The sequence below is a fragment of the Lacinutrix sp. 5H-3-7-4 genome (assembly GCF_000211855.2).
Lineage (GTDB): Bacteria > Bacteroidota > Bacteroidia > Flavobacteriales > Flavobacteriaceae > Lacinutrix.
Genome location: NC_015638.1, coordinates 339,428 through 365,380, shown reverse-complemented (window position 1 = coordinate 365,380; position 25,953 = coordinate 339,428). Strand labels below are relative to the sequence as shown.

Annotated in this window: 24 protein-coding genes; all 24 read left to right on the top strand. The window is 32.7% G+C overall.

What is annotated here, in order from left to right:
* Nucleotides 1–127 precede the first annotated feature (127 nt).
* The 24 genes from LACAL_RS01670 (at nucleotide 128) to LACAL_RS01565 (ending at nucleotide 25,931) form a co-directional block, all read left to right on the top strand.
* The gene (locus LACAL_RS01670; protein WP_013868962.1) at nucleotides 128–1,372 is read left to right on the top strand and encodes a site-specific integrase; all 1,245 of its coding nucleotides are present in this window, start codon (nucleotides 128–130) and stop codon (nucleotides 1,370–1,372) included.
* Nucleotides 1,373–1,381: 9 nt separating this feature from the next.
* A complete protein-coding gene (locus tag LACAL_RS01665) occupies nucleotides 1,382–2,473 on the top strand; it encodes a hypothetical protein (RefSeq protein WP_013868961.1) in 1,092 nt (363 codons plus the stop codon).
* 110 nt (nucleotides 2,474–2,583) lie between these two features.
* Complete coding sequence (locus LACAL_RS01660; protein ID WP_013868959.1) at nucleotides 2,584–2,916, top strand: helix-turn-helix domain-containing protein; 333 nt, start codon at nucleotides 2,584–2,586, stop codon at nucleotides 2,914–2,916.
* Nucleotides 2,917–2,988: 72 nt separating this feature from the next.
* Nucleotides 2,989–3,390, top strand: a complete 402-nt coding sequence (locus tag LACAL_RS01655; protein WP_041301242.1) for a hypothetical protein — start codon at nucleotides 2,989–2,991, stop codon at nucleotides 3,388–3,390.
* A gap of 6 nt (nucleotides 3,391–3,396) precedes the next feature.
* On the top strand, nucleotides 3,397–3,714 hold the full coding sequence (locus LACAL_RS01650) for a hypothetical protein (protein WP_013868957.1): 318 nt from the start codon (nucleotides 3,397–3,399) through the stop codon (nucleotides 3,712–3,714).
* 2 nt (nucleotides 3,715–3,716) lie between these two features.
* Nucleotides 3,717–4,913 carry a primase-helicase family protein gene (locus tag LACAL_RS01645; protein WP_013868956.1) on the top strand — a complete coding sequence of 399 codons (1,197 nt, stop codon included), beginning with the start codon at nucleotides 3,717–3,719 and terminating at the stop codon, nucleotides 4,911–4,913.
* A 602-nt stretch (nucleotides 4,914–5,515) separates the two neighbouring features.
* The gene (locus LACAL_RS01640; RefSeq protein WP_041301240.1) at nucleotides 5,516–5,827 is read left to right on the top strand and encodes a DUF6660 family protein; all 312 of its coding nucleotides are present in this window, start codon (nucleotides 5,516–5,518) and stop codon (nucleotides 5,825–5,827) included.
* Between the two features lie 92 nt (nucleotides 5,828–5,919).
* Entirely contained in the window at nucleotides 5,920–10,254 is a 4,335-nt protein-coding gene (locus LACAL_RS01635) for a CusA/CzcA family heavy metal efflux RND transporter (protein WP_013868954.1), read from the top strand.
* A gap of 4 nt (nucleotides 10,255–10,258) precedes the next feature.
* A complete protein-coding gene (locus LACAL_RS01630) occupies nucleotides 10,259–11,464 on the top strand; it encodes an efflux RND transporter periplasmic adaptor subunit (RefSeq protein WP_013868953.1) in 1,206 nt (401 codons plus the stop codon).
* Between the two features lie 2 nt (nucleotides 11,465–11,466).
* Nucleotides 11,467–12,105, top strand: a complete 639-nt coding sequence (locus tag LACAL_RS01625; RefSeq protein ID WP_013868952.1) for a cation diffusion facilitator family transporter — start codon at nucleotides 11,467–11,469, stop codon at nucleotides 12,103–12,105.
* Nucleotides 12,102–12,515, top strand: a complete 414-nt coding sequence (locus LACAL_RS01620) for a Fur family transcriptional regulator (protein ID WP_013868951.1) — start codon at nucleotides 12,102–12,104, stop codon at nucleotides 12,513–12,515. Before LACAL_RS01625 ends, LACAL_RS01620 begins: the two co-directional genes overlap by 4 nt.
* 56 nt (nucleotides 12,516–12,571) lie before the next feature.
* Nucleotides 12,572–12,934, top strand: coding sequence for a DUF3703 domain-containing protein (locus tag LACAL_RS01615; protein WP_013868950.1), 363 nt, complete (start codon nucleotides 12,572–12,574; stop codon nucleotides 12,932–12,934).
* Complete coding sequence (merTP, locus tag LACAL_RS01610) at nucleotides 12,931–13,524, top strand: mercuric transport protein MerTP (RefSeq protein WP_013868949.1); 594 nt, start codon at nucleotides 12,931–12,933, stop codon at nucleotides 13,522–13,524. The genes LACAL_RS01615 and merTP overlap by 4 nt, the downstream gene beginning before the upstream one ends.
* Entirely contained in the window at nucleotides 13,524–13,730 is a 207-nt protein-coding gene (locus LACAL_RS15150) for a GDCCVxC domain-containing (seleno)protein (RefSeq protein WP_013868948.1), read from the top strand. Before merTP ends, LACAL_RS15150 begins: the two co-directional genes overlap by 1 nt.
* An 11-nt stretch (nucleotides 13,731–13,741) precedes the next feature.
* Complete coding sequence (locus tag LACAL_RS01605) at nucleotides 13,742–15,691, top strand: heavy metal translocating P-type ATPase (protein ID WP_013868947.1); 1,950 nt, start codon at nucleotides 13,742–13,744, stop codon at nucleotides 15,689–15,691.
* 71 nt (nucleotides 15,692–15,762) lie between these two features.
* Complete coding sequence (locus LACAL_RS01600) at nucleotides 15,763–16,176, top strand: hypothetical protein (RefSeq protein ID WP_121053060.1); 414 nt, start codon at nucleotides 15,763–15,765, stop codon at nucleotides 16,174–16,176.
* Nucleotides 16,177–16,447: 271 nt separating this feature from the next.
* Complete coding sequence (locus LACAL_RS01595; protein WP_013868945.1) at nucleotides 16,448–20,194, top strand: efflux RND transporter permease subunit; 3,747 nt, start codon at nucleotides 16,448–16,450, stop codon at nucleotides 20,192–20,194.
* The gene (locus tag LACAL_RS01590) at nucleotides 20,191–21,426 is read left to right on the top strand and encodes a TolC family protein (protein WP_013868944.1); all 1,236 of its coding nucleotides are present in this window, start codon (nucleotides 20,191–20,193) and stop codon (nucleotides 21,424–21,426) included. Before LACAL_RS01595 ends, LACAL_RS01590 begins: the two co-directional genes overlap by 4 nt.
* A 3-nt stretch (nucleotides 21,427–21,429) precedes the next feature.
* Complete coding sequence (locus LACAL_RS01585) at nucleotides 21,430–23,703, top strand: multicopper oxidase domain-containing protein (protein WP_041301238.1); 2,274 nt, start codon at nucleotides 21,430–21,432, stop codon at nucleotides 23,701–23,703.
* A gap of 52 nt (nucleotides 23,704–23,755) precedes the next feature.
* Nucleotides 23,756–24,364, top strand: a complete 609-nt coding sequence (locus LACAL_RS01580) for a DUF3347 domain-containing protein (protein WP_013868942.1) — start codon at nucleotides 23,756–23,758, stop codon at nucleotides 24,362–24,364.
* Nucleotides 24,365–24,823: a heme-binding domain-containing protein gene (locus tag LACAL_RS01575; RefSeq protein WP_013868941.1), complete on the top strand. Its 459-nt coding sequence runs from the start codon at nucleotides 24,365–24,367 to the stop codon at nucleotides 24,821–24,823. It abuts the gene before it with no gap.
* A gap of 25 nt (nucleotides 24,824–24,848) precedes the next feature.
* On the top strand, nucleotides 24,849–25,088 hold the full coding sequence (locus tag LACAL_RS15520; RefSeq protein ID WP_237701000.1) for a hypothetical protein: 240 nt from the start codon (nucleotides 24,849–24,851) through the stop codon (nucleotides 25,086–25,088).
* Between the two features lie 18 nt (nucleotides 25,089–25,106).
* The gene (locus LACAL_RS15515; protein ID WP_256365401.1) at nucleotides 25,107–25,370 is read left to right on the top strand and encodes a nuclear transport factor 2 family protein; all 264 of its coding nucleotides are present in this window, start codon (nucleotides 25,107–25,109) and stop codon (nucleotides 25,368–25,370) included.
* A 3-nt stretch (nucleotides 25,371–25,373) separates the two neighbouring features.
* Nucleotides 25,374–25,931 (top strand): AraC family transcriptional regulator, encoded by a 558-nt coding sequence (locus LACAL_RS01565; protein WP_013868940.1) that lies wholly within the window; start codon nucleotides 25,374–25,376, stop codon nucleotides 25,929–25,931.
* Nucleotides 25,932–25,953: the final 22 nt, after the last annotated feature.

Here is a 25,953-nt window from a genome sequence, read left to right as displayed (position 1 = left end):
AAATCTTCTGATAACCTACGTTTTAAGTGAATTGTTTATTATTTGTTAATATTTAATAATAGTCTATTATACTATTTTTTCTGCAAATTTTCTGCAAATAATATATATTTGCAGAAACATTTATGCCATGAGTTACAATATTTCAATTCGTTTAGACAATCGTAGAAAGAAAAAGTCTGGAATGTATCCAATAAAACTTCGTGTTTATGGAAAAGAAACTCAAAAAGAGAAATGGTATAATTTAGATATTGATTTAACAGAAAAGAAATTTCAAGAAATTTGGTTAAATCCAAACAACAAAAAGTTACGTGGTGAAAATAAAGAATTACGACTGAAACTTCAGGCTATAGAAAATAGAGCTAATGATGAAGCTAGTAAATTGGGTGTTTTTGACTTTAAAAATTTTGAATTTAAGTTGTTTAGAAAAGCTTCAGATAAAAATAATCTTCAATTTCACTTTAACGTAGCTATTGAGAATTGTATCAAAAAGAATAAAATAAATACAGCAGAAAGTTTTAAATACACATTAAACTCGTTAGCAACCTTCAGTAATGAAGTTAAAAATTGTCCTATAGAGAAGCTGAAATTTCAACAAATAAATGTTGATTGGTTAAGAGATTACGAGGCTTACATGGTTAAAAAAGGTAAAAGCTATACAACTATAGCAATATACACTAGAACTTTACGGGTTATTTTTAATAATGCAATCGAAGCTAAAGACCTTAACCAAGAGTATTATCCTTTTGGTAAAAGTAAATATCAAATATTACGAACAAAAAAAGTAAAAAAAGCATTAAACTCTAAAGAACTAAAAGTTTTATTTGATGCTAAACCTGCAAACGAGAATGAATCAAAAGCTAAAGATTTTTGGTTTTTTAGTTTTGCTTGTAATGGTATAAACCCAAAAGATATTGCACTCTTAAAATATTCTGATATTAAAGACGATAAATTTACTTATTACAGAGCCAAAACTTTTGATAAAAAAGCTGAGAAAACCGAAATCATTATCTACTTAACTGATTTTACAAATAGTATTATAGAAAAGTATGGTAGCAAAAATAAAAATAGCTTTGTTTTTGATATTTTGAATGAAAATGATGATGCAAACGAACAGCATAAAAAAATAAAAAACTTTACACGTTATATAAACGATCACATAAAAAGGTTGGCTGTTGCTAATAAATTACCGAGTGATATAAGCTTCTATTATGCTCGGCATAGTTTTGCAACCAATTCTTTGCGTAAAGGCGCTAGTATGGAATTTATTAGTGAAGCATTAAACCATAGTGACCTAAGTGTAACTAAAAACTATTTTGCTGGATTTGAAGATGAAGCTAAAAAAGAATTTGCAAACTCAATAATGAACTTCTAAACATATAAAATGCTAAAAGAATTAGATAACCGCTTCAGTTTTTCAATGGATACAGTAATTAAAGATGTAAATCTTTTTATTGAAAATTTTGATGATAATTATGAATATATCAATTTGCTTATTAGTAAGCCTGTAGATCTTTTTAAAAAATACTTAGGTGATGATAAGTTATACGATGATTGGTTGAAATATATAAGTCAAGAAGTTCATGCCTCAATCACTAAAGAAGAGAAAGAAAATTGTAAAGTATGTCGAGGTATAAGTAAACTTGAGGAGGATAAAATCTGTGAAAAATATTTACGCGAAGCTGATTTTGAGTTTTATCTACCTATAGTACTTTTTGTTGGTCTTATTGAAGCTAATGAACATTTGTTCAAATCGAAAGAAGCTCTTCAGTCATTGTCTTATAAATTATTTGTAAACTTTAGCTTTGAGAATGGTAAATTAATATTTGATGCTAATAACTTTGATTCAATTTTTCTAACGCATATTATACTTACAATTCGAGAAAATTTAAAAGATATGGGGGATAAGGAAGCTTTGCTAGAGGTTACGGAGGCAATCGAGGAATTAGAAACTCATAAATTAATTGCTAAATCAGCGAATAGAGTTTTATCTAACTTCGTTAATCCACAATTAAAGTTTTTAAAAAAACAGCAAAAATTCTTCAAGGAAAAATTGAAAAATGATAAGAGTAAGGATAAAGATACATGTAATTACAGCGAGTATAAAAATCTTTTTTGCAATTCCATGCCAATAGAAGACGCTGTCAACCATTTTAAAATCTTTACAGAAAAAAACAGTAAAAACGGTAAACCGTTTCTAACCGAAACACAATTTGATATATTTATAAAGAAAGCATTTTGTGGAATCCCTAATTTAAAAAAACAGAAGTTCAATATGGCTCCTAAAGGAGAGAGCACTTTAGTTAAATATAGGTTTAGGGAGTTTTATGAAAGTTATTATCAATATTTCGGAACTGGTCATGTTCTAGATAAATTTGTAGAATTACTTACAGATAACTTCGTAGGATGGGATTTTAAAAATGTTAAGGTTAATTTTAATAAAAAACCTAGTAAAACTATTCAACTACTAAAGTAACTACTTTTTTTACTACTGGTACTACGTTTTTTACTACTGCACTTACGGAAATTATAAATAACCTGTAATTAACCGCTATCATTGACAAATATTAATTTAAAACATTTAAAATGATAGCATTTGAACAAACGCAACTAGATGTTGCAGAGGTAAAAAGAGACCTCAAAGAATTAAAAGCCTTAATTGAAAAGGCAGAAACGTTATCCCAAACGGATGACCCGCAAACTATTGATGACATTGTAAAGTTTTCTGGTTATACAAAACCAACACTTTATAACTATTGTCAAAAAAACACCATTCCTCACCATAAGAAAAACGGTCGTTTATTCTTCTTCAAGTCCGAGATAATAGAATGGATAAAAGAAGGAAAGCAAAAATGCACAACAGAGCTTGAATCTGATGTCGATACCTTATTGTCTAATCGTAAAAAGAGACTTAAATAATTGAAAGCTTAATAAAAGTTTTCATTTAGAGCGATTTAAACAATCGTTAGTCTAACGTTAATTTAACGCAAAATGGATAGATATACATACAATTGTAACTATTGTGGTGTCGAGTACACTCCAAAAAGAAGGTATAAACAGAAATATTGTAGCAATAGTTGTAGAGTAAATGCCTTTACAAAAAGAAAAAAGGTAACTAGAAATTTACCTACAAAAGAGAATCAAGAAAAGCCATCAACAATCAATAAAATGAGTTGGTCTGGTGTAGGAAACGCTGCTGTAGGAACTTTAGCTACAAATATTGTTACTAATATATTTACTAAAGAAGAAAATAAACCTGCAACAAAAGGGGATATAAAAAAACTAATTAATAAGACTCATCAAGGTGTAATTTTAATCAAAAACCTACCTCCAAGATATGATGGTACTAGAGCTTATTTCGATACAGCTCAGCAAATATTAATTTATAAATAATAAGAAATGGAAAATAATAAAACATATAAGCCAGATGGCTTAAATATAATAGAGGATATACACAAAGACTTATTAAGTCAATATGCAAATGAAAATAATGCGCTTTCATTTAAAAAATTAAGTTACTTAATAGCAAAAATAAAATTGGCAATAGAAGTAATGAACTATAACCCAAGATTACCACTTTGTCAAATTGAGAAAGAAATAATTAAAATGTGTAAGGTAGATAGTTCAATTCAAGGAGTTGATGTGAAAATTTATTTCACAACAAAATTTGAAAAAATAGATTATTCCAAATTGGCTAATTTAACAGTAAACGTTTAGTTATGAGTGAAAAATATTTAAGAATAGGTACAGCTTACTTTAAAGAAGTTAATATGCCATTAAACAGCAAAGACACTATAAAAATGTTGAATCCTTGGTCAAAAAGTGAAATTATAACCGACCATGGTAAGGAGTACATTGAAGATATAAAAAAATATGATGGTTTTTGTTTAATCCCATCACATACTAATTATAAACGTGTAATTAATGGATTTTATAATAAATATGAAAAACTAGACCATAAAATTGAAAAAGGTAGTTTTCCAGAAACAGAAAAATTTCTCAAGCATTTTTTTGGTGAGCAATATATTTTAGGCTTAGATTACTTAAGTGTTTTATGGCAAAATCCAACACAAGTTTTACCAATTTTGTGTTTAGTGAGTAATGAGCGAAATACAGGTAAAACCACTTTTTTAAATTGGGTAAAATCTATATTCCAAAATAATATGACAATTAATAATAATGAGGATTTTAGAAGTAGATTTAATTCAGATTGGGCTTCAAAGTTAATTATTGCTGTTGATGAAGTTTTATTAGATAAAAGAGAAGATAGTGAAAGGTTGAAAAATCTATCTACTGCAAAAACTTATAAAAGCGAAGCTAAAGGTAAAGATAAAGTTGAGGGAAATTTTTTTGGTAAGTTTATTTTATGTTCCAACAACGAAAAGAATTTTGTTTACATAGATAATTCAGAAGTAAGATACTGGGTTAGAAAAATTATTCCATTCGATTTAACAAATGACCGCCCAGACCTTTTAGAATCGTTAAAAAAAGAGTTACCGCACTTTATCCATTTTATAAACAAAAGAAAGATTTCATGTCCTAGAAAAACAAGAATGTGGTTTACTAAAGAGCAAATTCATACAGAAGCATTAGATATATTAATTAACGGTAATAAAACCTTTATAGATAAAGAATTAGAGCAAATTTTGTCAGATGAGTTTGCCTTGTTTGAAAAAGAAGAATTAAAGTATTCATTGGGAGACTTGGTAGATAAGCTTAGTAAAAATAATATAAGAACCAATTCTTTTAAATTATCTGAGTTAATAAAAAATGAATATAAATTAGAATCTAAGAATAGTACATATACTAAATATTATATGTCAACATCAGTTTCAAACACTCCTATTGTTGAAGAAACCACTCATAGAGGTCGTCATTATACTTTTACTAAACAAATGTTTAAAGAGTTAAGTTGATTTGTTGCAAAACTACTGTAATGCTATGCTAGCTAGTACTTACGGTAATAAACAACTCAACAACATTAAAACAACAATCACACGTTTTCTTATTCTATTACATTGGCTATGTTATTAAACTAAACAACATAATAACAACATACTACAACATTTGATTAAACCCACATAACAACATACAACAACAACAACAACAACAACAACAACAACTTTTTTAATTGTTGCTACATTGTGTACAGCTTGTTTACTCTTAAAACCCTTATTATTCTATTGTTTCAAACAAATTAGCAACAATCAACAACAAGGTCTATTGGCTTTGGTTTTATTGTAGTAAATGAGAAAATGCTTATTATAAGACAATTTACAAGTTTATATAAGAAACGATAATATTTTTACGAGAGAAAAAAATATGTAGAAATTAATAAGATGAGTATAATAAAGGAATTAACCAAAGTGATAGGTCACGCGCCTAAATTAGCTCGTGAGGTATGTTGTAAAAGCAATATGCTAAAGCATCTTGAAACTCTAAAAGAGAAAGTAAAGGTTGTGGCTTAAATAAAATAATTGCACAACCATTGCATTTAATAATTTGTATATTTGCTACTATGAAATTTTTAGCATTCATATTAGCTATAACAATGTTAGCATTATCTGCAATGCCTTGTTCTGATGGTCAAAATGTAGAAGACCAACAGCAAGAGGAAATAACTGCTGAACATAATCATGAAGAGGATAGTGACGATTCTTGTCCTGTTACTTGTATTTGTAATTGTTGTGGTATGTCAATTAGCTATGAGCCTTTGGCAATATTTCAGTTATTAACTTTCAATAAAATTACCACAAAATTAGTGTCTACTTATCAGTCAAATTATAGATTTGATTTCCAATCTAATATTTGGCAACCGCCACAAGCTTAATTCAGTTTTTAAAGGATAGCTATATCCCTTTTTAATGTTTTCACTTTCAGGAAAGCATTTGCATTTTTTTTAACTGAATTAATACATTTTCTATGATTAATAAAATCATTGATTTTTCAATCAATAACAAATTCATTATTGGTTTGCTTACGCTTACCATAATCGGAACAGGTATTTGGAGTATGACCAAAGTGCCAATAGATGCTGTTCCAGATATTACCAATAACCAAGTACAGGTTATAACACAATCCCCCAATTTAGGTACTGAAGATATTGAGCAAATTGTTACTTATCCAATTGAAGTGGCAATGAGCAATCTTCCCGATGTTCAGGAAATAAGGTCAATTTCTCGTTTTGGCTTATCTGTGGTTACTATTGTATTTGATGATGATATGGGAACATATCTACCTCGCCAATTAGTAGCCGAAAAACTAAACGAAGTCAAAGAGCAAATACCTGCTGGATTTGGCGAACCTACAATGGGTCCTATTTCAACAGGTTTAGGAGAGATTTACCAATACACACTAAAAGTTGCACCAGAGTTTAAAGACAAATACAACATTGCAGATTTACGCTCAATGCAAGACTGGATTGTACAGCGTCAAATGGCAATGGTTCCTGGTGTGGTAGAAGTAAACGCTATTGGTGGAAAAATAAAACAATACGAAGTAGCGGTTGACCCAAACGATTTAAATGCTATTGGCCTTACCATTACAGATGTGTTTAATGCACTTGAAGCCAATAATCAAAATACAGGAGGTGCATATATTGAAAAGAACCATCAAGCCAATTTTATTCGTGGTGAAGGCTTGGTGAGAAGTTTAGAGGACATTAAAAAAATCACTGTCAAGAATATTAATAATATACCTGTCACTATTGGCGATATTGCTACGGTACAATTTGGCTCTGCAATTCGTTACGGTGCATTAACCCAAGATGGTGAAGGTGAAGTTGTAGGTGGATTAGTAATGATGCTAAAAGGAGCTAATTCCAATGATGTTATTGCCAATGTAAAAGAGCGAATGACTCAAATTGAAAAGTCGTTACCAGAAGGCGTAATTATTGAACCATTATTAGACCGAAGTAAATTAATTGGCGAAACAACTTCTACAGTAACAACTAATCTTATTGAAGGTGCATTAATCGTCATTTTTGTGTTGGTCTTTTTATTAGGTAATTGGCGAGGAGGTTTAATAGTTGCCTCTACTATTCCATTATCCTTATTATTTGCTTTTATTTTAATGAATGTTTTTGATGTTTGGGTAAACCTAATGAGTTTAGGAGCAATTGATTTCGGAATCATTGTAGATGGTGCTGTAATTATTGTTGAAAGCACTGTTTTTCTTATAGCATCACAAGTTTTGAAAAAGAAACAACTTACATCTAAAGAAAGAGATAAAGTTGCTTCTAATGCTTCAAAAAAGATGATGAATGCAGCCTTCTTCGGTCAGTTGATTATCCTTATCGTTTTTCTACCCATTTTAGCCTTACAAGGTATTGAAGGAAAGATGTTTAAACCAATGGCTTTGACCTTTATTTTTGCTATGATTGGTGCAATGGTACTTTGTTTAACCTATGTGCCAATGATGTCAGCTTTAATATTAAGAGCACCTAAAAACGATAAAAAATCTTATGGAGATAGATTTGTGCATTGGGTTGAAGATAAATACCAACCCTTATTGGTTAGAGCCTTGCGAAAAGGGAAATGGGTAATTGGTATTGCAGTTGTGTTGTTCGGAATAACCGTTTTTATGTTTTCAAGAATGGGTGGCGAGTTCATTCCGCAACTCGATGAAGGTGATATTGCATTTCACGCTATTTTAAAACCAGGTAGTTCACTTACAGAAACTATTGAAACTACTACCAAAATAGAACAAATAGTAAAAGCAAAATTTCCAGAAGTCGATAAAATTGTGAGTCGTATTGGTGTTGCCGAAATTCCAACCGACCCGATGCCTATGGATATTGCCGATGTTTTTGTAATTCTGAAACCTAAAAGTGAATGGACTACTATAGAATCAAAAGATGAATTGATTGAAGCAATGAAAGAAGCAGTTGAAATGGTTCCTGGTGTTAATTATGAGTTTACACAACCTATTGAAATGCGTTTTAACGAGTTATTAGAAGGTGTTCGTGAAGATATTGCTATAAAACTTTATGGTGAAGACATTGATATTCTATCTCAAAAAGCCGAAGAAATATCTAAAATTATCGCAGGTACTGAAGGTATTGGTGATATGAAAGCGGAAGCCACAACAGGTTTACCACAAATGACCATTAATTACAACAGGAATAAATTGGCACAATACGGACTTCAAATAAATACGCTCAATCAGACCATACAATCTGCATTTGCAGGTGGTACAGCAGGTGTCATTTTTGAAGGAGAAAAACGTTTCGATTTAGTGGTGCGTTTAAGTTCTCAAAACCGAAGGGATATTTCTGATGTTCAAAATTTATACATCAATTTACCTTCGGGTGCTCAAATTCCTTTACGTGAAATTGCAGATGTAAGCTATAAAGCAGGACCAATGCAAATAAGTAGAGACAATACCAACAGAAGAACCTATGTAGGTGTTAATGTTAGAGGACGTGATGTAAAATCGTTAGTAACTGAAATTAAATCAAAATTAGATGCACAATTAGAATTACCATCAGGTTATTTTATTCGTTATGGTGGTGCATTTGAAAATTTAGAACGTGCTAGCATCCGATTACAAACCGTTGTGCCTATTGCATTGTTACTCATATTTATACTAATATATTTTGCATTAAAATCTTTACCACAGACCTTAATGATTTACATAGCAATTCCAATGGCAACTATTGGTGGTGTTGTGGCGTTGTGGGTACGTGATATGCCATTTAGTATTTCGGCAGGTGTTGGTTTTATTGTGCTGTTTGGTGTTGCAGTTTTAAATGGTTTGGTAATGATAAGCGGACTCAACGAATTAAAAGAAGAAGGTGTAACCAATCTAAAAGATAGAATAGTTGAAGGTACTAAACGAAGAATCAGACCTATTATGCTAACTGCTTTTACAGATGTATTAGGCTTTCTACCAATGGCTATTTCATCATCAGCTGGTGCAGAAGTACAACGTCCTTTGGCAACTGTAGTTATTGGTGGATTATTAACTTCAACTTTGCTTACCTTATTTGTTTTACCAATTTTATATCATTGGGTAGAAAACAAATATTTTACGTTTAAGCCAAATAAAAAGTTAGTAACAGCAACAGCAGTTGTATTATTACTATTTGGCTTTTCACCACAAAGTAATGCACAAGAGTTGAATGATACAATTCCCGAAATTTCATTACAGGAAGCTGTTAAACTCGCAAAAAGTAATTATCCATTATTGAAGCAAAAGCAGTTGGAAATTACAAAACAAGAACAATTAAAATCGACTGCCTATGATTTCGGAACGACTCAAATTTTTACAGGTGGAGAAGAAATTGATAATGGAAATGGCATCTATACAACCATTGGTATTGGTCAATCAAATATCGATGTATTTGGCATTGGTTCTAAAAAGAAGCTACAAGAACAACGCATTCAATTGGCACAAAAAGCCTTTCAACTTTCCGAGTTGGAATTAGAATTGGAAGTTAAAAAAGCTTGGTCTAATTGCTATCAAATGAAACAAAACTATGATTTGTATAAGGAATTGGATTCCATTTATTCCAAATTCGAGCAAGCAGTAGCTTTAAATTATGAAGTCGAAGCTATTTCTAAATTAGAATATTCGGCAGCAAAAAATCAAGCGTTTCAAATTCAGAATAAAAAAGCGCAAGCCTATAGTAATTATCTTATTGCCTTACAGCAATTCAATTTGTGGTTGGTATCAGAAGAAATTTTTACAGTTTCAGATGAATTTGAGGTAGCGATAGATAGTGATATGGAAACGTTCAGTATTGAAAGTCATCCATTGTACAGTATGTCGCAGAACATTGTAGATGAAGCGGAAGCTAAATATAAAGCTGCAAAAGCAGATAATTTGCCAAAGTTCAATCTTCAAGGTGGTATACAGAAAGTAAATGGCAATTCAGGATTTTACACCTATCAAGCAGGAATTTCAATTCCGTTTTTATCAGGTACTAACAAAGCACAAGTTAGAAGTGCTAGAATTGATAAAGAAATAGCAGAAACCAATGTAGCGTTCAAAAAACAGGAAGTACAATCAAGGTTTGTTCAGGCTAAAGAAAATTATATGAAATGGAAAACATCTTGGGAGTTTTACAAAGACCAAGTTTTACCATTAACAAAAGAGCAAAAAACAGGTGCATTACTGGCATATAGAGAAGGCGAAATTGATTATACTGCATTTACGCAGTTGATAAAAGAAGCAATTCAATCGGAACTGGAAGCACAGACTGCATTAGTAAACTATTTAGAAAGCACATTTCAATTACAATATTTTAATAAATAAGATAATGAAAAACAAAATATATAAAATCCTTACCGTAATCGTGTTAGCCATATTTGTTTCAGCTTGCGGAAATAAAGAAAATCATAACGAGAATGGTAGTCATTCCCACGATGAGGAAGAAAAAACAGAAGTTAACGAAGAGCATCACGATGAAGACGAAGTAATGCTTTCACAACAGCAATTCGATGCATTGAAAATGAAAATAGATACGTTAGCATTACGTAATATGAGCGGCTATGTAGAAGCAAACGGAACGTTAGAAGTACCACCACAAAACGAAGCAGCTATTACTACTGTTGTTGGTGCAAATGTCGTTTCAATTGAAGTGGTTGAAGGTGATAAGGTTAATAAAGGTCAAGTTGTGGCTTATCTATCGCACCCAAATATCATACAAGCGCAAACGGATTATTTAAACGCTTATAGCAATAGCGAGCTTGCAAAGAAAAATTATGAACGTCAACAAAAATTATACGATGCTGGTGTTGGTTCTGGTGCTAATTTCCAGAAAGCAGAAGCAGAATATCAAGCATCAAAAGCAATGGTTAATGGTTTAGAAGCGCAATTAAGAATACTCAACGTTAACACTACATCAGTTCGCAATGGAACAATTGCACAGCGCATAGCATTGCGAAGTCCAATAGAAGGCTTTGTGCAAAAAGTTGAAGTAAAAACAGGTCAATATGTAGAGCCACAAACCGAATTATTTGAAATTGTAAATACGCATCACGTTCACGCCGATTTAATGGTTTTTGAAAAAGATGTTTATAAAGTACAGAAAGGTCAGAAAGTTAACTTTACGGTACAATCCATACCAGATGCAGAGCTTATCGCAGAAATCTATTCCGTAAGCAAAACCTTTGAGGACAACCCAAAAGCAGTCCACGTTCACGCAGAAATAGAAAACAAAAAAGGTAACTTAATTCCTGGTATGTATATTCAAGGTAAAATTCAAGTAGATAATACCCAAACAAAGGCATTACCAGAAAGTGCAGTTATAAAAGAAGGTGAAAGATATTATGTGTTTTCAGTAGAAAAAGAAAATAACGACTGGAGTTTTAAACCCATAGAAGTTGTATTAGGTACTAAAGATGGTGATTGGGTATCGGTTCAATTTATTGAAGATATAGAAAGTAACACACAATTTGCTTATAATAATGCTTATTACCTTAACGCAGAAATGAAAAAAGGAGAAGCAGAACACGAACATTAATTATGGATGCAACAAGACAACAAGATTTAAAAAAGGCAAGAACACTTCAAATATGGAATGTCATTTATGATGTTATTGAAGTGGTCGTATCTCTTATTGCAGGATTTGCTTCAAACAGTTCAGCTTTGATAGGTTGGGGATTGGACAGCACTATCGAAGTGATAAGCGCAGCAACTTTAGGTTGGCGATTACACGGAGAGATTGAAGGTATTGATAAAGAAAAAGTAAAAAAACGAAAGAAAATTACACTCTACGTCATTGCAGCATCTTTCACATTAGTCTGTATTTTTATTACTTATGATTCTGTTACAAAACTTATAAATCAAGAAACTGCGACCTGGAGCACTATGGGATTAATTATTTTATTGGTTTCATTGGTAGTAAACCCTATCCTTATTTATTTCAAAAGAAAATACGGTAAAAAACTTGATAGTCCAGCAATGTTAGCAGATGCAAAGGACACATTTATTTGCCTATACCAAACCGTTGTTGTACTTATAGGTTTGCTTTTGGTAAATCAGTTCGGTTGGTGGATGGCAGACCCTATTGCAGCACTTCTTATTGTTCCTTATGCACTAAAAGAAGGATGGGAAGCATTTAGTAAAGCGAGAAATATTAATCTTAATGAAACTGTAAAATGAAAGAAGTAGAACAATTATTAGAGTCAAAACAAATTCGTATTACAGCAATGCGTTTGCTTATATATAAGTTTCTTGCAGAAAAAGAGGTCGCTGTTACTTTAAGTGACATAGAAAATGCGTTTGAAAAAGCAGACAGAACTACTTTATACAGAACAGTAAAAACTTTTGAAGATAAAGGAATAGTTCATCAAATAGACGATGGTACGGGAATTACAAAATATGCGCTCTGTGAAAAAGGATGTAATTGTGAAATTGAAACCGATTTACACCTGCATTTCCATTGTAATAATTGCAATGAAACCATTTGCCTAACAGAACATAAAATACCACAAATTAAAGTACCTGATGGTTTTGTTTCAGAGAATGTAAACTTGGTTGTCAAAGGTATTTGCGATAAGTGTAGTGGTTAATTATTGCACAACCATTGCACTTATAATTACAGTACATTTATACAAAATTAGAGGATATGAAGTTTAATACTATAATACCTAAACATCTGAAACAGGCGTATAATGAAGAATTAAACCAATACAGTTTCTGTTTAGAAAATAAGCGATTTGGTGATGCTTGGTATCATTTAGAACGCAGTCATATCATAGGTCAATCTTATCCAATAGAACATACCTATTCACATTGGTTAATGCTAAAATTTGGATTTCGACATAAAGACACTAAAGAGGTAATAGGACAAATAATTAGGTTGCTTGTGGGTGGCTGGAAATCATTTATAAATTACGTACCACTTGGCAATACAGGTGGAGCAAACGTGCCACCATTAAAACGGATGCCTATTCCAAATGACATTGAAAAATTATTAGATATAGAATGAAAAATAAATTAGCGGTTACAAGTATCCTAACAGCAATCACAGCTTCATTGTGTTGTATCACACCTGTTTTGGCATTAATTGCAGGAACAAGCGGTGTAGCTTCAACTTTTTCTTGGATAGAACCATTTAGACCTTACTTAATTGGGCTAACAATAGTAGTTCTTCTGTTTGCTTGGTATCAAAAATTAAAACCAGAAAAAGAAATCGATTGTGAATGTGAAACGGATGAAAAACCAAAATTTATGCAGTCAAAAACCTTTTTAGGTATTGTAACAGTATTTGCAATTGTGATGTTGGCATTTCCATACTACTCAAGTATGTTATATCCAAAAACCGAAAAACAAATCATAATAGTTGATAAATCAAATATAAAAACAACAGAGTATAAAATAAGCGGAATGACCTGTGCCAGTTGTGAAGCTCACGTAAACCACGAAGTAAATAAACTTAACGGAATTGTAAACTCAAAAACATCATACGAAAATGGTAACGCAATCATTGAGTTTGACGAAACTAAAACCAATGAATTGGAGATTGAGAAAACAATTAATTCTACAGGTTATAAAGTAACTAATAAAAAAGAAAATTAATGAAAACCATATTAAAATCGGAAATCACTTGCCCTAACTGCGGACATAAAAAAGTGGAAGATATGCCTACTAACGCTTGTCAATTCTTTTACGAGTGCGAGAATTGTAAAACGGTTCTAAAACCAAACGAAGGTGATTGTTGTGTGTATTGTTCTTATGGTACAGTTCCTTGTCCACCAATTCAACAAAACAAAAGTTGTTGCTAAAACAAAACTAAATGAAAAAAAAGAAAGTCAATTTAAGAGATTTAAAACCAAATTCAGAAGAACAACATTCTCACGATGATGGTCATAATCACGGTAATGGTAGTGCATTCAAAACCTATGTACCTGCAATCATAAGTTTTACAATGCTTATCATTGGTATAGGTTTAGATTATTTTGATGTTTCCTTCTTTAAGGATTGGATTCGTATTGCTTGGTATGGTATTGCATATTTACCTGTAGGCCTTCCTGTTGTAAAAGAGGGTTGGAATAGTATTAAAAAAGGTGATGTTTTTACAGAGTTCTTTTTAATGTCTATAGCAACCATTGGTGCATTTGTTATTGGTGAATATCCCGAAGGTGTTGCAGTAATGCTATTTTATGCAGTAGGCGAATTATTTCAAAGTGCTGCTGTAAATCGTGCAAAAGGAAATATAAAAGCATTATTAGATGTTAGACCTAAAGAAGCCAATGTATTTCGTGAGGGAGATTATAAAAGTGTTTCGCCAAAAGATGTAAACATTGGAGAAAAAATTCAAATTCGAGTAGGTGAAAAAATTCCATTGGATGGTGTTTTATTATCCGAAAAAGCATCTCTAAACACCGCAGCATTAACAGGCGAAAGCAAACCAGATTCCATTCAGAAAGAAGCAAAGGTTTACGCAGGTAGTATCAATTTAGAAAGTGTTATTGAAGTTGAGGTAACCAATAAGTTTGAAGACAGTTCTATTGCGAGAATATTAGACTTGGTTCAAAATGCTACAGCTCGTAAGTCTAAAACAGAATTATTCATTAGACAGTTTGCTCGTATCTACACACCAATTGTAGTGTTCTTGGCTATTGGTGTTACTTTTATACCTTACTTTTTTGTAGATGATTATATATTTAGAGATTGGTTATACAGAGCATTAATATTCTTGGTAATATCTTGTCCTTGTGCGTTAGTGATTTCAATTCCATTAGGATATTTCGGTGGATTGGGAGCAGCTTCAAAAAATGGAATATTATTTAAAGGTGCTTCATTTTTAGATGCAATGACCAAGATAAATACTTTGGTAATGGACAAAACAGGAACCGTAACCAAAGGTGTTTTTAAAATCAAAGAAGTAAAAGCAATCGGTTGGAATGAAACCGAATTTATGCAATACTTAATGGCGATGGAAGAGCAATCCACGCATCCAATTGCAAAAGCCATTTTAGAGTACAAAGCTGAAGGAGAAGATTTTGAAGCACAAGACGTTTCTGAAATTGCAGGTAAAGGTTTAAAAGGCGTTGTTAATGGTAAAACAGTTTTAGTAGGTAATAAAGCCTTAATGACCGCCAATAATATTGATGTTCCAACGGAAACGGAATCTATTGTAGAATCGATAGTATTAGTTGCAATCGATAATCAATTTGCAGGTTATGTAGTCATAGCAGATGAATTAAAAGAGGATGCAAAAGAAACTATTACAGCATTACACAAAGTAGGCATTAAAAATATTATGATGCTTTCCGGTGATAAAGATTCCATTACGCAACAAGTCGCTAAAGAGTTGAACATCGAAAATGCAAAAGGTGGTTTACTTCCAGAAGATAAGTTAAACGAAGTTGAAATTTTAAAGAAAAATCCTGAAAATAAAGTAGCTTTTATAGGTGATGGTATTAACGATGCACCAGTTTTAGCAGCAAGTAACGTTGGTATTGCAATGGGTGGTTTAGGTAGTGATGTAGCTATTGAAACAGCAGATGTCATTATTCAAACAGACCAACCATCAAAAGTAGTGAGGGCTATTAGGATTAGTCGTTCTACACGTAAAATTGTTTGGCAGAATATCATTTTAGCATTTGGTGTTAAAGTTATTGTCTTGATTTTAGGAGCAGGTGGTTTAGCCACAATGTGGGAAGCTGTTTTTGCAGATGTAGGAGTAGCATTATTAGCAATTTTAAATGCAGTTCGATTACAACGAATGAGTTGGGATTAAGCAGATTAGTCAATTAAACTTCTGTTAAACAAGATCAATAGTTGTTAAAATTTCGTAACTTCGCAATTACAATGAAGCAATTTTTCCATAAAATAATGTCTTTAGCAATGGCTTTTGTAGTGTTATGCTCTACAATGTCATTTACTGTGAATATGCATTATTGCGGAGATACGTTAGTAGAAACTGCTATTTTTCATAAAGCCAAAGGTTGCGGAATGGAAATGGAAAAACCATCTACTGAAGGATGTTCTATTACCAAGAAAAATTGTTGTGATGATGAACAATTAACAATTGAAGGTCAAGATGAATTACAATTGCAAGTTGACAAAATCACATTTGAACAACAAGTATTTATAGCTTCATTTGTTTACACTTACATTAACCTTTTTGAAGGTTTAGAAAATAACGTTTCTTCTTACGAAGAATACAAACCGCCACTCGTCATAAGGCAACTCTACAAGATTGACGAGACTTATTTAATTTGATTTTTAAACAATAGACTGTTTTATCCTATGGCTTTATGTCGTAAGGATAATTCGCTGTATTCGGTGTTTTCTTAATACCGAATGAATTTTAAAATGATTGATAGTGAATTTGAATTATATTTTCTTTAGATGAAATAGAAAATATAAGCATAGCCAAAGTTACGGTTCTATTTTATATTGAAATATAAAGGAAATAGAAACTAATTCAATCGATTATTTTGAAGTTTATTAGGTATCAAACCAATGTCTAACTGTTTAATAATCAAAGCTAATGCTAAATAAAAGCATCAAATTTTTAATAGAAAACAAACTCGTTGCAGTTTTATTACTTGTTCTTTTTATAGGATGGGGAACTGTTAATGCACCTTTTAATTGGGATACAGGATTTTTGCCAAGTAACCCTGTAGCAGTAGATGCTATTCCCGATATAGGTGAAAATCAACAAATCGTTTTTACCAAATGGGATGGTCGTTCCCCACAAGATATAGAAGACCAAATAACCTATCCATTAACCACATCATTATTGGGTATTCCTGGAGTGAAAACCATTCGTAGTTCCTCTATGTTTGGGTTTTCAAGCATCTATATCATTTTTGAAGAGGATATAGAATTTTACTGGAGCAGAAGTCGTATTCTCGAAAAACTTAATTCCTTACCAAGTGGTTTATTACCCGAAGGTGTTAATCCAGCGTTAGGTCCAGATGCCACAGGATTAGGACAAATATTTTGGTACACTTTAGAAGGTCGCGATGAAAAGGGAAATGTTACTGGTGGATGGGATTTACACGAATTACGGAGTATTCAAGATTACTATGTGAAATATGCGCTATCCTCTGCAAGTGGTGTATCTGAAGTAGCTTCTATTGGCGGTTACGTACAAGAATACCAAGTGGATGTGAATCCAGAATTAATGCGTCAATATAATATTGGATTACATCACGTTGTAAAAGCGGTTAAAGAAAGCAACAAGGATATTGGTGCACAGACTTTGGAAATTAACCAAGCCGAATATTTAGTTCGTGGTTTGGGGTATGTAAAATCCATTTCAGACATCGAAAATGCAGTAGTCACTTCCGAAGATTATACTTCAATTAAGATAAGGGATATTGGAAAAGTCTCATTAGGTCCTGCAACTCGACGTGGTTTATTGGATAAAGAAGGTGCAGAGGTTGTTGGTGCAGTAGTGGTAGCTCGTTATGGCGCAAACCCAATGGAAGTCATTAACAATGTAAAAGCCAAAATAAATGAATTAAGTGCAGGTTTACCTTCAAAAGTTTTGGCAGATGGAAGAACATCACAAGTTACCATAGTGCCTTTTTATGACAGAACAGAATTGATACAAGAAACTTTAGGCACACTTAACGAAGCCTTAACTCTTGAAATATTGATTACCATTTTAGTAATAATTATTATGGTGTTTAATCTTCGTGCTTCCGTACTAATTTCTGGACTATTACCTGTTGCGGTTTTAATGGTGTTTATAGCTATGAAACTCTTTGGTGTCGATGCTAATATTGTCGCATTATCAGGTATTGCTATTGCTATTGGTACAATGGTCGACGTAGGTGTCATACTATCAGAAAACATTATAAGGCATTTGGATGAAAACGAAAATGTCATTCCGACAGAGCAAGGAACGAGCGACGAGGAATCTCATAAAAAGTTACCCATAAACACAGTAGTCTATAACGCAACAGCTGAAGTGTCTGGTGCAATCGTAACCGCAGTTATGACAACTATTATCAGTTTCATTCCTGTATTTACAATGATTGGAGCGGAAGGAAAACTGTTTAGACCATTAGCCTTCACAAAGACTTTTGCATTAACAGCTTCTATAATAGTAGCGTTGTTTTTAATTCCACCGTTTGCTGCATTTTTATTCCGAAAGAAAAGCATTAAAAATACTTTTAAATATGTTTTAAATGCTGTTTTAATAGCATTAGGTATCGCTGCAATTATCTATGGGTATTGGTTAGGATTAATTTTAATTGCGTTTGGGATTACAGCATTTCTCAATCTTCAAAGTAAGATAACAGACAAACAAGCGAATCTTATCAATATCATTATTTCAGCATCAGCTATTGTATTCTTTTTAGCCGAATATTGGAGACCATTAGGCGTTGATAAAAGCATTTTTTGGAATCTCATTTTTGTGAGTGTTATTTGCTTTGGTTTATTAGGTGTTTTCTCATTATTTATAAAATACTACACACGTATTTTAAGGTGGTGTTTAGATAATAAGTTATTGTTTTTATCTGTACCAACGGCTATTGTAATTGCAGGTTTTTTCATTATGAAAAATACAGGCAAAGAGTTTATGCCATCTTTAAATGAAGGCTCATTTCTACTAATGCCAACCTCGATGCCTCATTCTGGCGTGGAAGAAAATAAACGTGTTTTACAGCAATTAGATATGGCAGTAGCCAGTATTCCAGAGATTGAAACCGTAGTTGGTAAAGCAGGTAGAACAGAATCAGCGTTAGACCCAGCACCTTTGTCGATGTATGAAAATATCATTCAGTATAAACCAGAATATATGCTGAATGAAAACGGAGTACGCCAACGCTATAAAGTCAATGATGATGGTGAATATGTGTTAAAAAACGGAATGTCATTGCGAGCGGAACAGCGTGAAGCGTGGCAATCTCTTAAAGCAAAAGAACAACTCATTCCAGACGATGATGGCGAGTTCTACCGTAATTGGAGACCTGAAATACAATCACCAGATGATATTTGGAATGAAATTGTAAAAGTTACCAAATTGCCAGGCGTAACCTCTGCACCAAAGCTACAACCTATTGAAACCCGATTGGTAATGCTTCAAACAGGAATGAGAGCACCTATGGGAATTAAAGTAAAAGGTCAAGACTTAAAGCAGATTGAAGCGTTTGGTGTGCAATTAGAAAACATCATCAAGGAAGCTGAAGGTGTTAAAAAAGAAGCTGTTTTTGCAGACCGTATTGTTGGTAAACCCTATTTGTTAATTGATATTGATAGAGAGAAAATTGCACGTTATGGCATTTCGATACAAGATGTTCAAGATGTATTAAAAGTAGCAGTTGGTGGTATGGTCTTAACCCAAACGGTAGAAGGTCGAGAGCGATATGGTGTACGAGTACGATACCCAAGAGAATTACGAGCAAACCCAACAGACTTACAACAGATTTATGTGCCAGTTGAAAAAGGAAGTCCTGTGCCTTTAAGCGAATTGGCAACTATAAGTTACGAACAAGGTCCACAGGTCATTAAAAGTGAAGATACCTTTTTAGTTGGCTATGTATTGTTCGATAAACTAGATGGTTTTGCCGAAGTCAATGTAGTTGAAAGCGCACAAGCTCTAATTCAGCAAAAGATAGATAGTGGCGAATTAGTAGTTCCAAAAGGTATTAACTACCAATTTACAGGAACATACGAAAATCAGTTGCGAGCCGAAAAAACCTTGTCGGTTGTTGTGCCTTTAGCATTAGCAATTATTTTCTTAATTCTGTATTTCCAATTCCGTTCTGTAGGTACGTCATTAATGGTATTTACAGGTATTGCAGTAGCATTTGCAGGTGGTTTTATTATGATTTGGTTGTATGGTCAAGGATGGTTTTTAAACTTTAATTTCTTTGGCGAAAATCTACGTGATTTATTCCAAATACACCCAATTAATTTAAGTGTTGCAGTCTGGGTAGGGTTTATTGCACTATTCGGAATTGCAACCGATGATGGCGTAGTAATGGCAACCTACTTAACACAGACATTCGATAGAAATTCACCAGAAACTAAAAAGGAAATTAGAGCCTCTATTGTAGAAGCAGGTGAAAAACGAATCAGACCGTGTTTAATGACTACAGCAACAACCATTTTAGCACTCTTGCCAGTACTCACATCAACAGGACGAGGTAGTGATATTATGATTCCTATGGCAATACCGAGTTTCGGCGGAATGCTCATTGCCTTAATCACTTTGTTTGTTGTACCAGTATTGTATAGCTGGAAAGCAGAAGTTCAACTTAAAAGAGCATCAAAATGAAATATAAATCAATACAAATAAAAATCGTCTTGGCTCTTGGCTCTTGTTTCTTGAGTCTTTTTGCGAACGCTCAACAATTAGAAATACTTATCGATGAAGCCTTAACAAACAATCCAGAAATTCAAAAATTCGAGTTACAATACAAAAGAGTTTCAGAAAAAGTAAATGAAGTCAACACCATTCCTAATACCGAATTTGGTGTTGGTTATTTTGTGAGTGAGCCAGAAACACGAACAGGTGCACAGCGCTTTAAAGTATCTGCTAAACAAATGTTACCGTGGTTTGGGACTATTACTTCGAGAGAAAATTACGTGAGTTCATTGGCAGATGCTAAATACGAGGACATTGTTATCGCAAAGCGAAAACTAATGGCTTCGGTATCACAATCCTATTATAATTTATACGCTAACAAAGCAAAGCAAGAGGTTTTAACTGAAAACATCAAACTATTAGAAACTTATGAAACGTTGGCATTAACTTCTGTAGAGGTTGGTAAAGCATCCGCAGTAGATGTGTTGCGATTGCAAATGCGTCAGAACGAAATGCAACAATTAAAAGATGTATTGCAACAACAGTTTTTAGCAGAACAAACTAACTTCAATAATCTATTGAATAGAGATAATGATGTTACCGTGAATGTGGTAGATAGTTTAATGATACCTTCAGAAGACTTTGATATTACTTTTGAAAAATTAGTATTACATCCTGAATTACTAAAATTTGATAAACTCTATCAATCCATAGAGCAATCAGAATTATTGAATCAAAAAGAAAGCAGTCCAATGATTGGTTTCGGATTAGATTACATCAATGTTGCTGAAAGACCAAATATGGATTTCAGCGATAACGGAAAGGATATTGTAATGCCAATGGTTTCGGTATCTATCCCAATTTTCAATAAGAAATATAAATCCCAAACCAAACAAAATGATTTGCAACAGCAGGAAATTACTGCTCAAAAACAGGAACGTTTAAATGCATTGGAAACGCTTTTAGACAAAGCGAATAACGAACGCATTTCTGCAAGAATTAGTTATGCTACCCAAACCAAAAACCTACAGCAAGCCAAAGATGCAGAAGACATTTTAATCAAAAGCTATGAAACAGGAACGATTGATTTTAATGATGTTTTGGATATTCAAGAGTTGCAGCTAAAGTTTCAAATGAACCAAATAGAATCTGTGAAGACCTACTATGTGCAAAGTACAATCATTAATTATTTAATTCAGTAAACAATGAAAACATTTAACACAATATTTCTCTTGTTTCTAACTTCAATGGCATTTGCCCAAGTTGGTACAAATGGTGAAGATAGAAAAGAAGAAGGCCGAAACATACAAGAGTATAACCTTACTATAGAAGAAAATGAAATAACTCTTTCAGGTGTAACCGCCAAAGGAATGACAATTAATGGTGGAATTCCAGGTCCTACATTAGAATTTAATGAAGGTGACCTCGCTATTATTAACGTAACTAATAAAATGGATGAAGAAACCTCTGTACATTGGCACGGTTTAATACTTCCTAATTTTTATGATGGTGTACCTTATTTAACTACGCCACCTATAAAACCAAACACTACATTTCAATATAGAATACCTATAAACCAATCTGGCACATATTGGTATCATTCCCATACGATGTTGCAAGAGCAAAAAGGAGTTTATGGCTCAATAGTCATTCATCCTAAAGAAAAGACGTTGGACTACGACAAAGATTTGGTTATAGTGTTATCTGACTGGACCAACGAAAAACCAATGAATGTACTGCGAAACCTTAAACGAGGAAACGAATGGTATCAGGTTAAAAAAGGAACAGCAGTACCATTAAGCAGAGTTATAAAAGAAGGTGCATTAGGCGCACAATTCAAATTTTGGCGCGATAGAATGGAAGGCGCTGATATTGCAGACATCTACTATCCTGCGTTTTTAGCCAATGGTAAAAAACTTGCAGAATATCCAGAGTTTAAAACAGGTGAAAAAGTACGACTACGTTTTATCAACGCATCTGCTTCATCTTATTATTGGGTGGATTTTGGTGGTGGTAACCCGATGATTGTAGCGAGTGATGGTGTGGATGTAACACCAAAATATAAAAACCGATTTCTTTTTGCAATTGCCGAAACCTATGATGTGATTGTAACCATTCCAGAAGGTACATTAGAGATTACAGCAACAGCCCAAGATGGTTCTGGCAACACCTCAATCCGTTTGGGTAGCGGAAAATTGTATCCAGCCACTGTAATAGACAGACCAGATAAAGTGGCTATGATGAAGCAAATGGCAACAATGGATATGAAGATGGGTGCACCTGCTTTAGTAGGAAATAAAAACAGTAACACACCAGAAGTCCTAATGCAGAAATATGGGATGAAGATGAATATGGATATGAAAGATGGACAGATGGAGAATGAAATGAATATGGAAATGAAAAAGGATGTGATGCCAATGAATCATAAGATGATGCAAAAGGACACCACTTCATTTAATTATGACACACGTAAAACCTATTTCAATTATGATTTTTTAAAGGCAAAAGAAAACACGACTTATAAGGCAGACATACCTGTAACCGACCTTTTACTTAATCTAACAGGTAATATGCAACGTTATGTTTGGAGTTTGAATGGCATACCACTTTCGGAAACAGACAAAATTAAAATTAAAGGTGGAGAGGTTACTAGAATTACTTTGAATAACCTAACAATGATGCATCATCCAATGCACTTACACGGACATTACTTTAGGGTCATCAATGAAAATGGCGAACGTTCCCCATTAAAACATACCGTCAATGTACCACCTATGCAAAAAGTGGTCATCGAATTTTATAACGAAGAATATGGTGATTGGTTCTTTCATTGTCACGTGTTATATCATATGATGGGTGGTATGGCAAGAGTATTTAGCTATGATACACCACGAGATGAAAGGATGAAACCTTATCCAGTACAAAACCTAATTGACGAGACAGACCATTACTATTCGTGGGGAGCTGCACGTGTAGGTTCAAACTTTAATGAACTTTTATTGATGTCGAGCAACATCCGCAACGAATTTGGACTACGTGCCGAGTTTGATTATAACCAAAATGCCGAAATAGAAGTAAATTATAATCGCTACCTCAATGATTGGGTGCGCGTGTATGCAGGCGTAAATACTGAAACTTCAACACCAGATTCTTATGATACATTCAATACTGTGGGATTGGTTGGAGTTAAATATTTCACGCCTTACAGATTTAATGTCGATGTGAGTATGGACCATCAATTGCGCCCAAGAATACGTTTGGACAGAGAACTATTGATTTTTCCTAGAATTTTTCTCGAAGGAGAATACGAGTACAGAGCAGATTTTGGATGGGTCAATGATTTAGAAAACAACAATTCTTATGAAGGTGAAACTCAATGGTTAATTGGAGCATCGTACATCTTATCTCGAAATTTTTCAATTCAAGGGAATTACAATAATAAATATGGCTGGGGAGGCGGACTATTAGTTCGATTCTAATAATACATAACAATTTTATATAAACAAATATTAATCTTAAAAGTAAGTCAAAATGAAAAAAGTAAAATTAGTAACAACAATTATGGTAATGGCTTTTATAAGCCTAACAGCAATGTCTTGTAAAGACGCAAAAAAAGAACATAACAACGATGAAGGTCATAATACAGAAATGAATCACGACAATAGCGATGGTCATCACGATAGTGATAAAAAAGAAATGGCAATGAATAGCAATCAAGACGGGAATGCCGAAATTATACTTAAAGATTATTTTAATCTAAAAGATGCTTTAGTTGTAGATGATGAAGCAAAGGCAAAAAAAATAGGTGCTTCATTAGAAAAAAGTTTAGAAAATTTAGATGTTTCTAAATATACGGATGCTCAAAAATTAGAATTAAAGGATATTATTTTGGATGCCAAAGAACACGCAGAGCATATATCCAAAAGCCCAATAGCACACCAAAGAGAACACTTTAAGGTTTTAAGTAAAGATATTATAGATATGGTTGCGATAACAGGTGCTTCTAATAAATTATATGAGCAATATTGCCCAATGTATGAAAAAGGAAGTGCTTGGTTAAGTATGAATAAAGAAGTACGTAACCCTTATTATGGTAGTAAAATGCTGAAGTGCGGAAAAGTACAAAGAGAAATTAACTAAATGAAAACTGTTAAAATCATATTGCTGATTTTATTGGTCGCTTTTGTGGGAATACAATTTATTCCCACAGAAAGTAACCAAACTGATATTGTACCAGTAACCGATTTTATGTTGGTAAATAATGTGCCAAATAATATAAAAAATAAGTTGCAAGTATCTTGTTATGATTGCCATAGTAACAACACTAAATATCCTTGGTATAATAAAATACAACCAGTTGCTTGGTTTTTAGAAGAACATATTAAAGATGGCAAAAAAGAATTAAATTTTAGTGAATGGGGTTCATTAACAATTCGAAGAAAAACAAGCAAGTTGCGTTCAATTATAAAACAAATAGAAGGCAATAAAATGCCTTTAGATTCTTACACGTTAATACACAGAGATGCAAAATTGTCTGAAAGCGAAAAGAAATTACTCATAGAGTATATGTCAGATTTAAAAGAAAATTTAAATAATTAAAAGTCAAACATCAAAATATTCGATTATGAAACCACCCATATTTGTCTTATTATTCACGATTTTAATTGTGAGTTGTAAAGAAAGTAAACAACAAGATACAACTATCGAAACTCAAAAAGAGGTCGTTGTTGACACCATAAATGAAAAAGAGGAAGTGTTGAAAATTATGAAATCTTATAAAAATGCCATTCAAAACTTAACAACCGAAGGCACTTTTCAACTCTTTACGCAAGATGCAACCGTTTTTGAGCAAGGTAAAGTATAAGGAACTTATAAAGATTATATAGATGGTCATTTAGGTCCAGAACTTGGGCATTTTAAAAGTTTTACATTTTCAGATTATCAGATTGATGTAAATGTAAGTTTGCCCTATGCATATACAACTGAAAATTATTTGTATACGATAGTTTTAAAGGCAGATGAAGCTAAAGGAACAAAAGAACGAACCATTGAAAGTAAAGGCGTAGCAACTTCAATTTTAAAAAAAATTGATGGAGATTGGAAGATTATTCATTCACATACTTCATTTAAAAAATTGAATCAATAAACAATGAATCATATTCTTCATATAAAAAATATGGTCTGTAATCGCTGTAAAATGACGATTATAAATTTGTTGGATGATGAAGGTTTTGAAGTGGAATCTATACAATTGGGTAAAATTGTTGTTAAAGAACAGTCTAGTGATGATTATGTTCGGCTAGAAACACAGTTGAATGCTTTAGGATTTGAAGTGATTAAGGATCCTACAAAGGCATTGATTGAAAAAATTAAAATTAATCTTATTCAGCATATTGAAAAAAATGAAACAGATGAAATTCTTGGTAAACTTGAGAGTGAAATAGGCAAAAGTTATTCTACATTGAGTAAAACGTTTAGTAAATCAGAAGGGATAACACTTGAAAAGTATTTTATCAACCTGAAAATAGAAAAAGCTAAAGAGTATATTCAATTGAATCAGCTTAATTTTTCAGAAATAGCCTATAACCTTAACTATAAAAACAGTAGTCATCTATCGAAACAGTTTAAACAAGTTACTGGAATGTCAATGACAGATTATAAAAGCTTACAATATGGAGACAGAAAATCCTTGGATGAAATTGTATAAAAATTAGCCAGAATTAGAATAA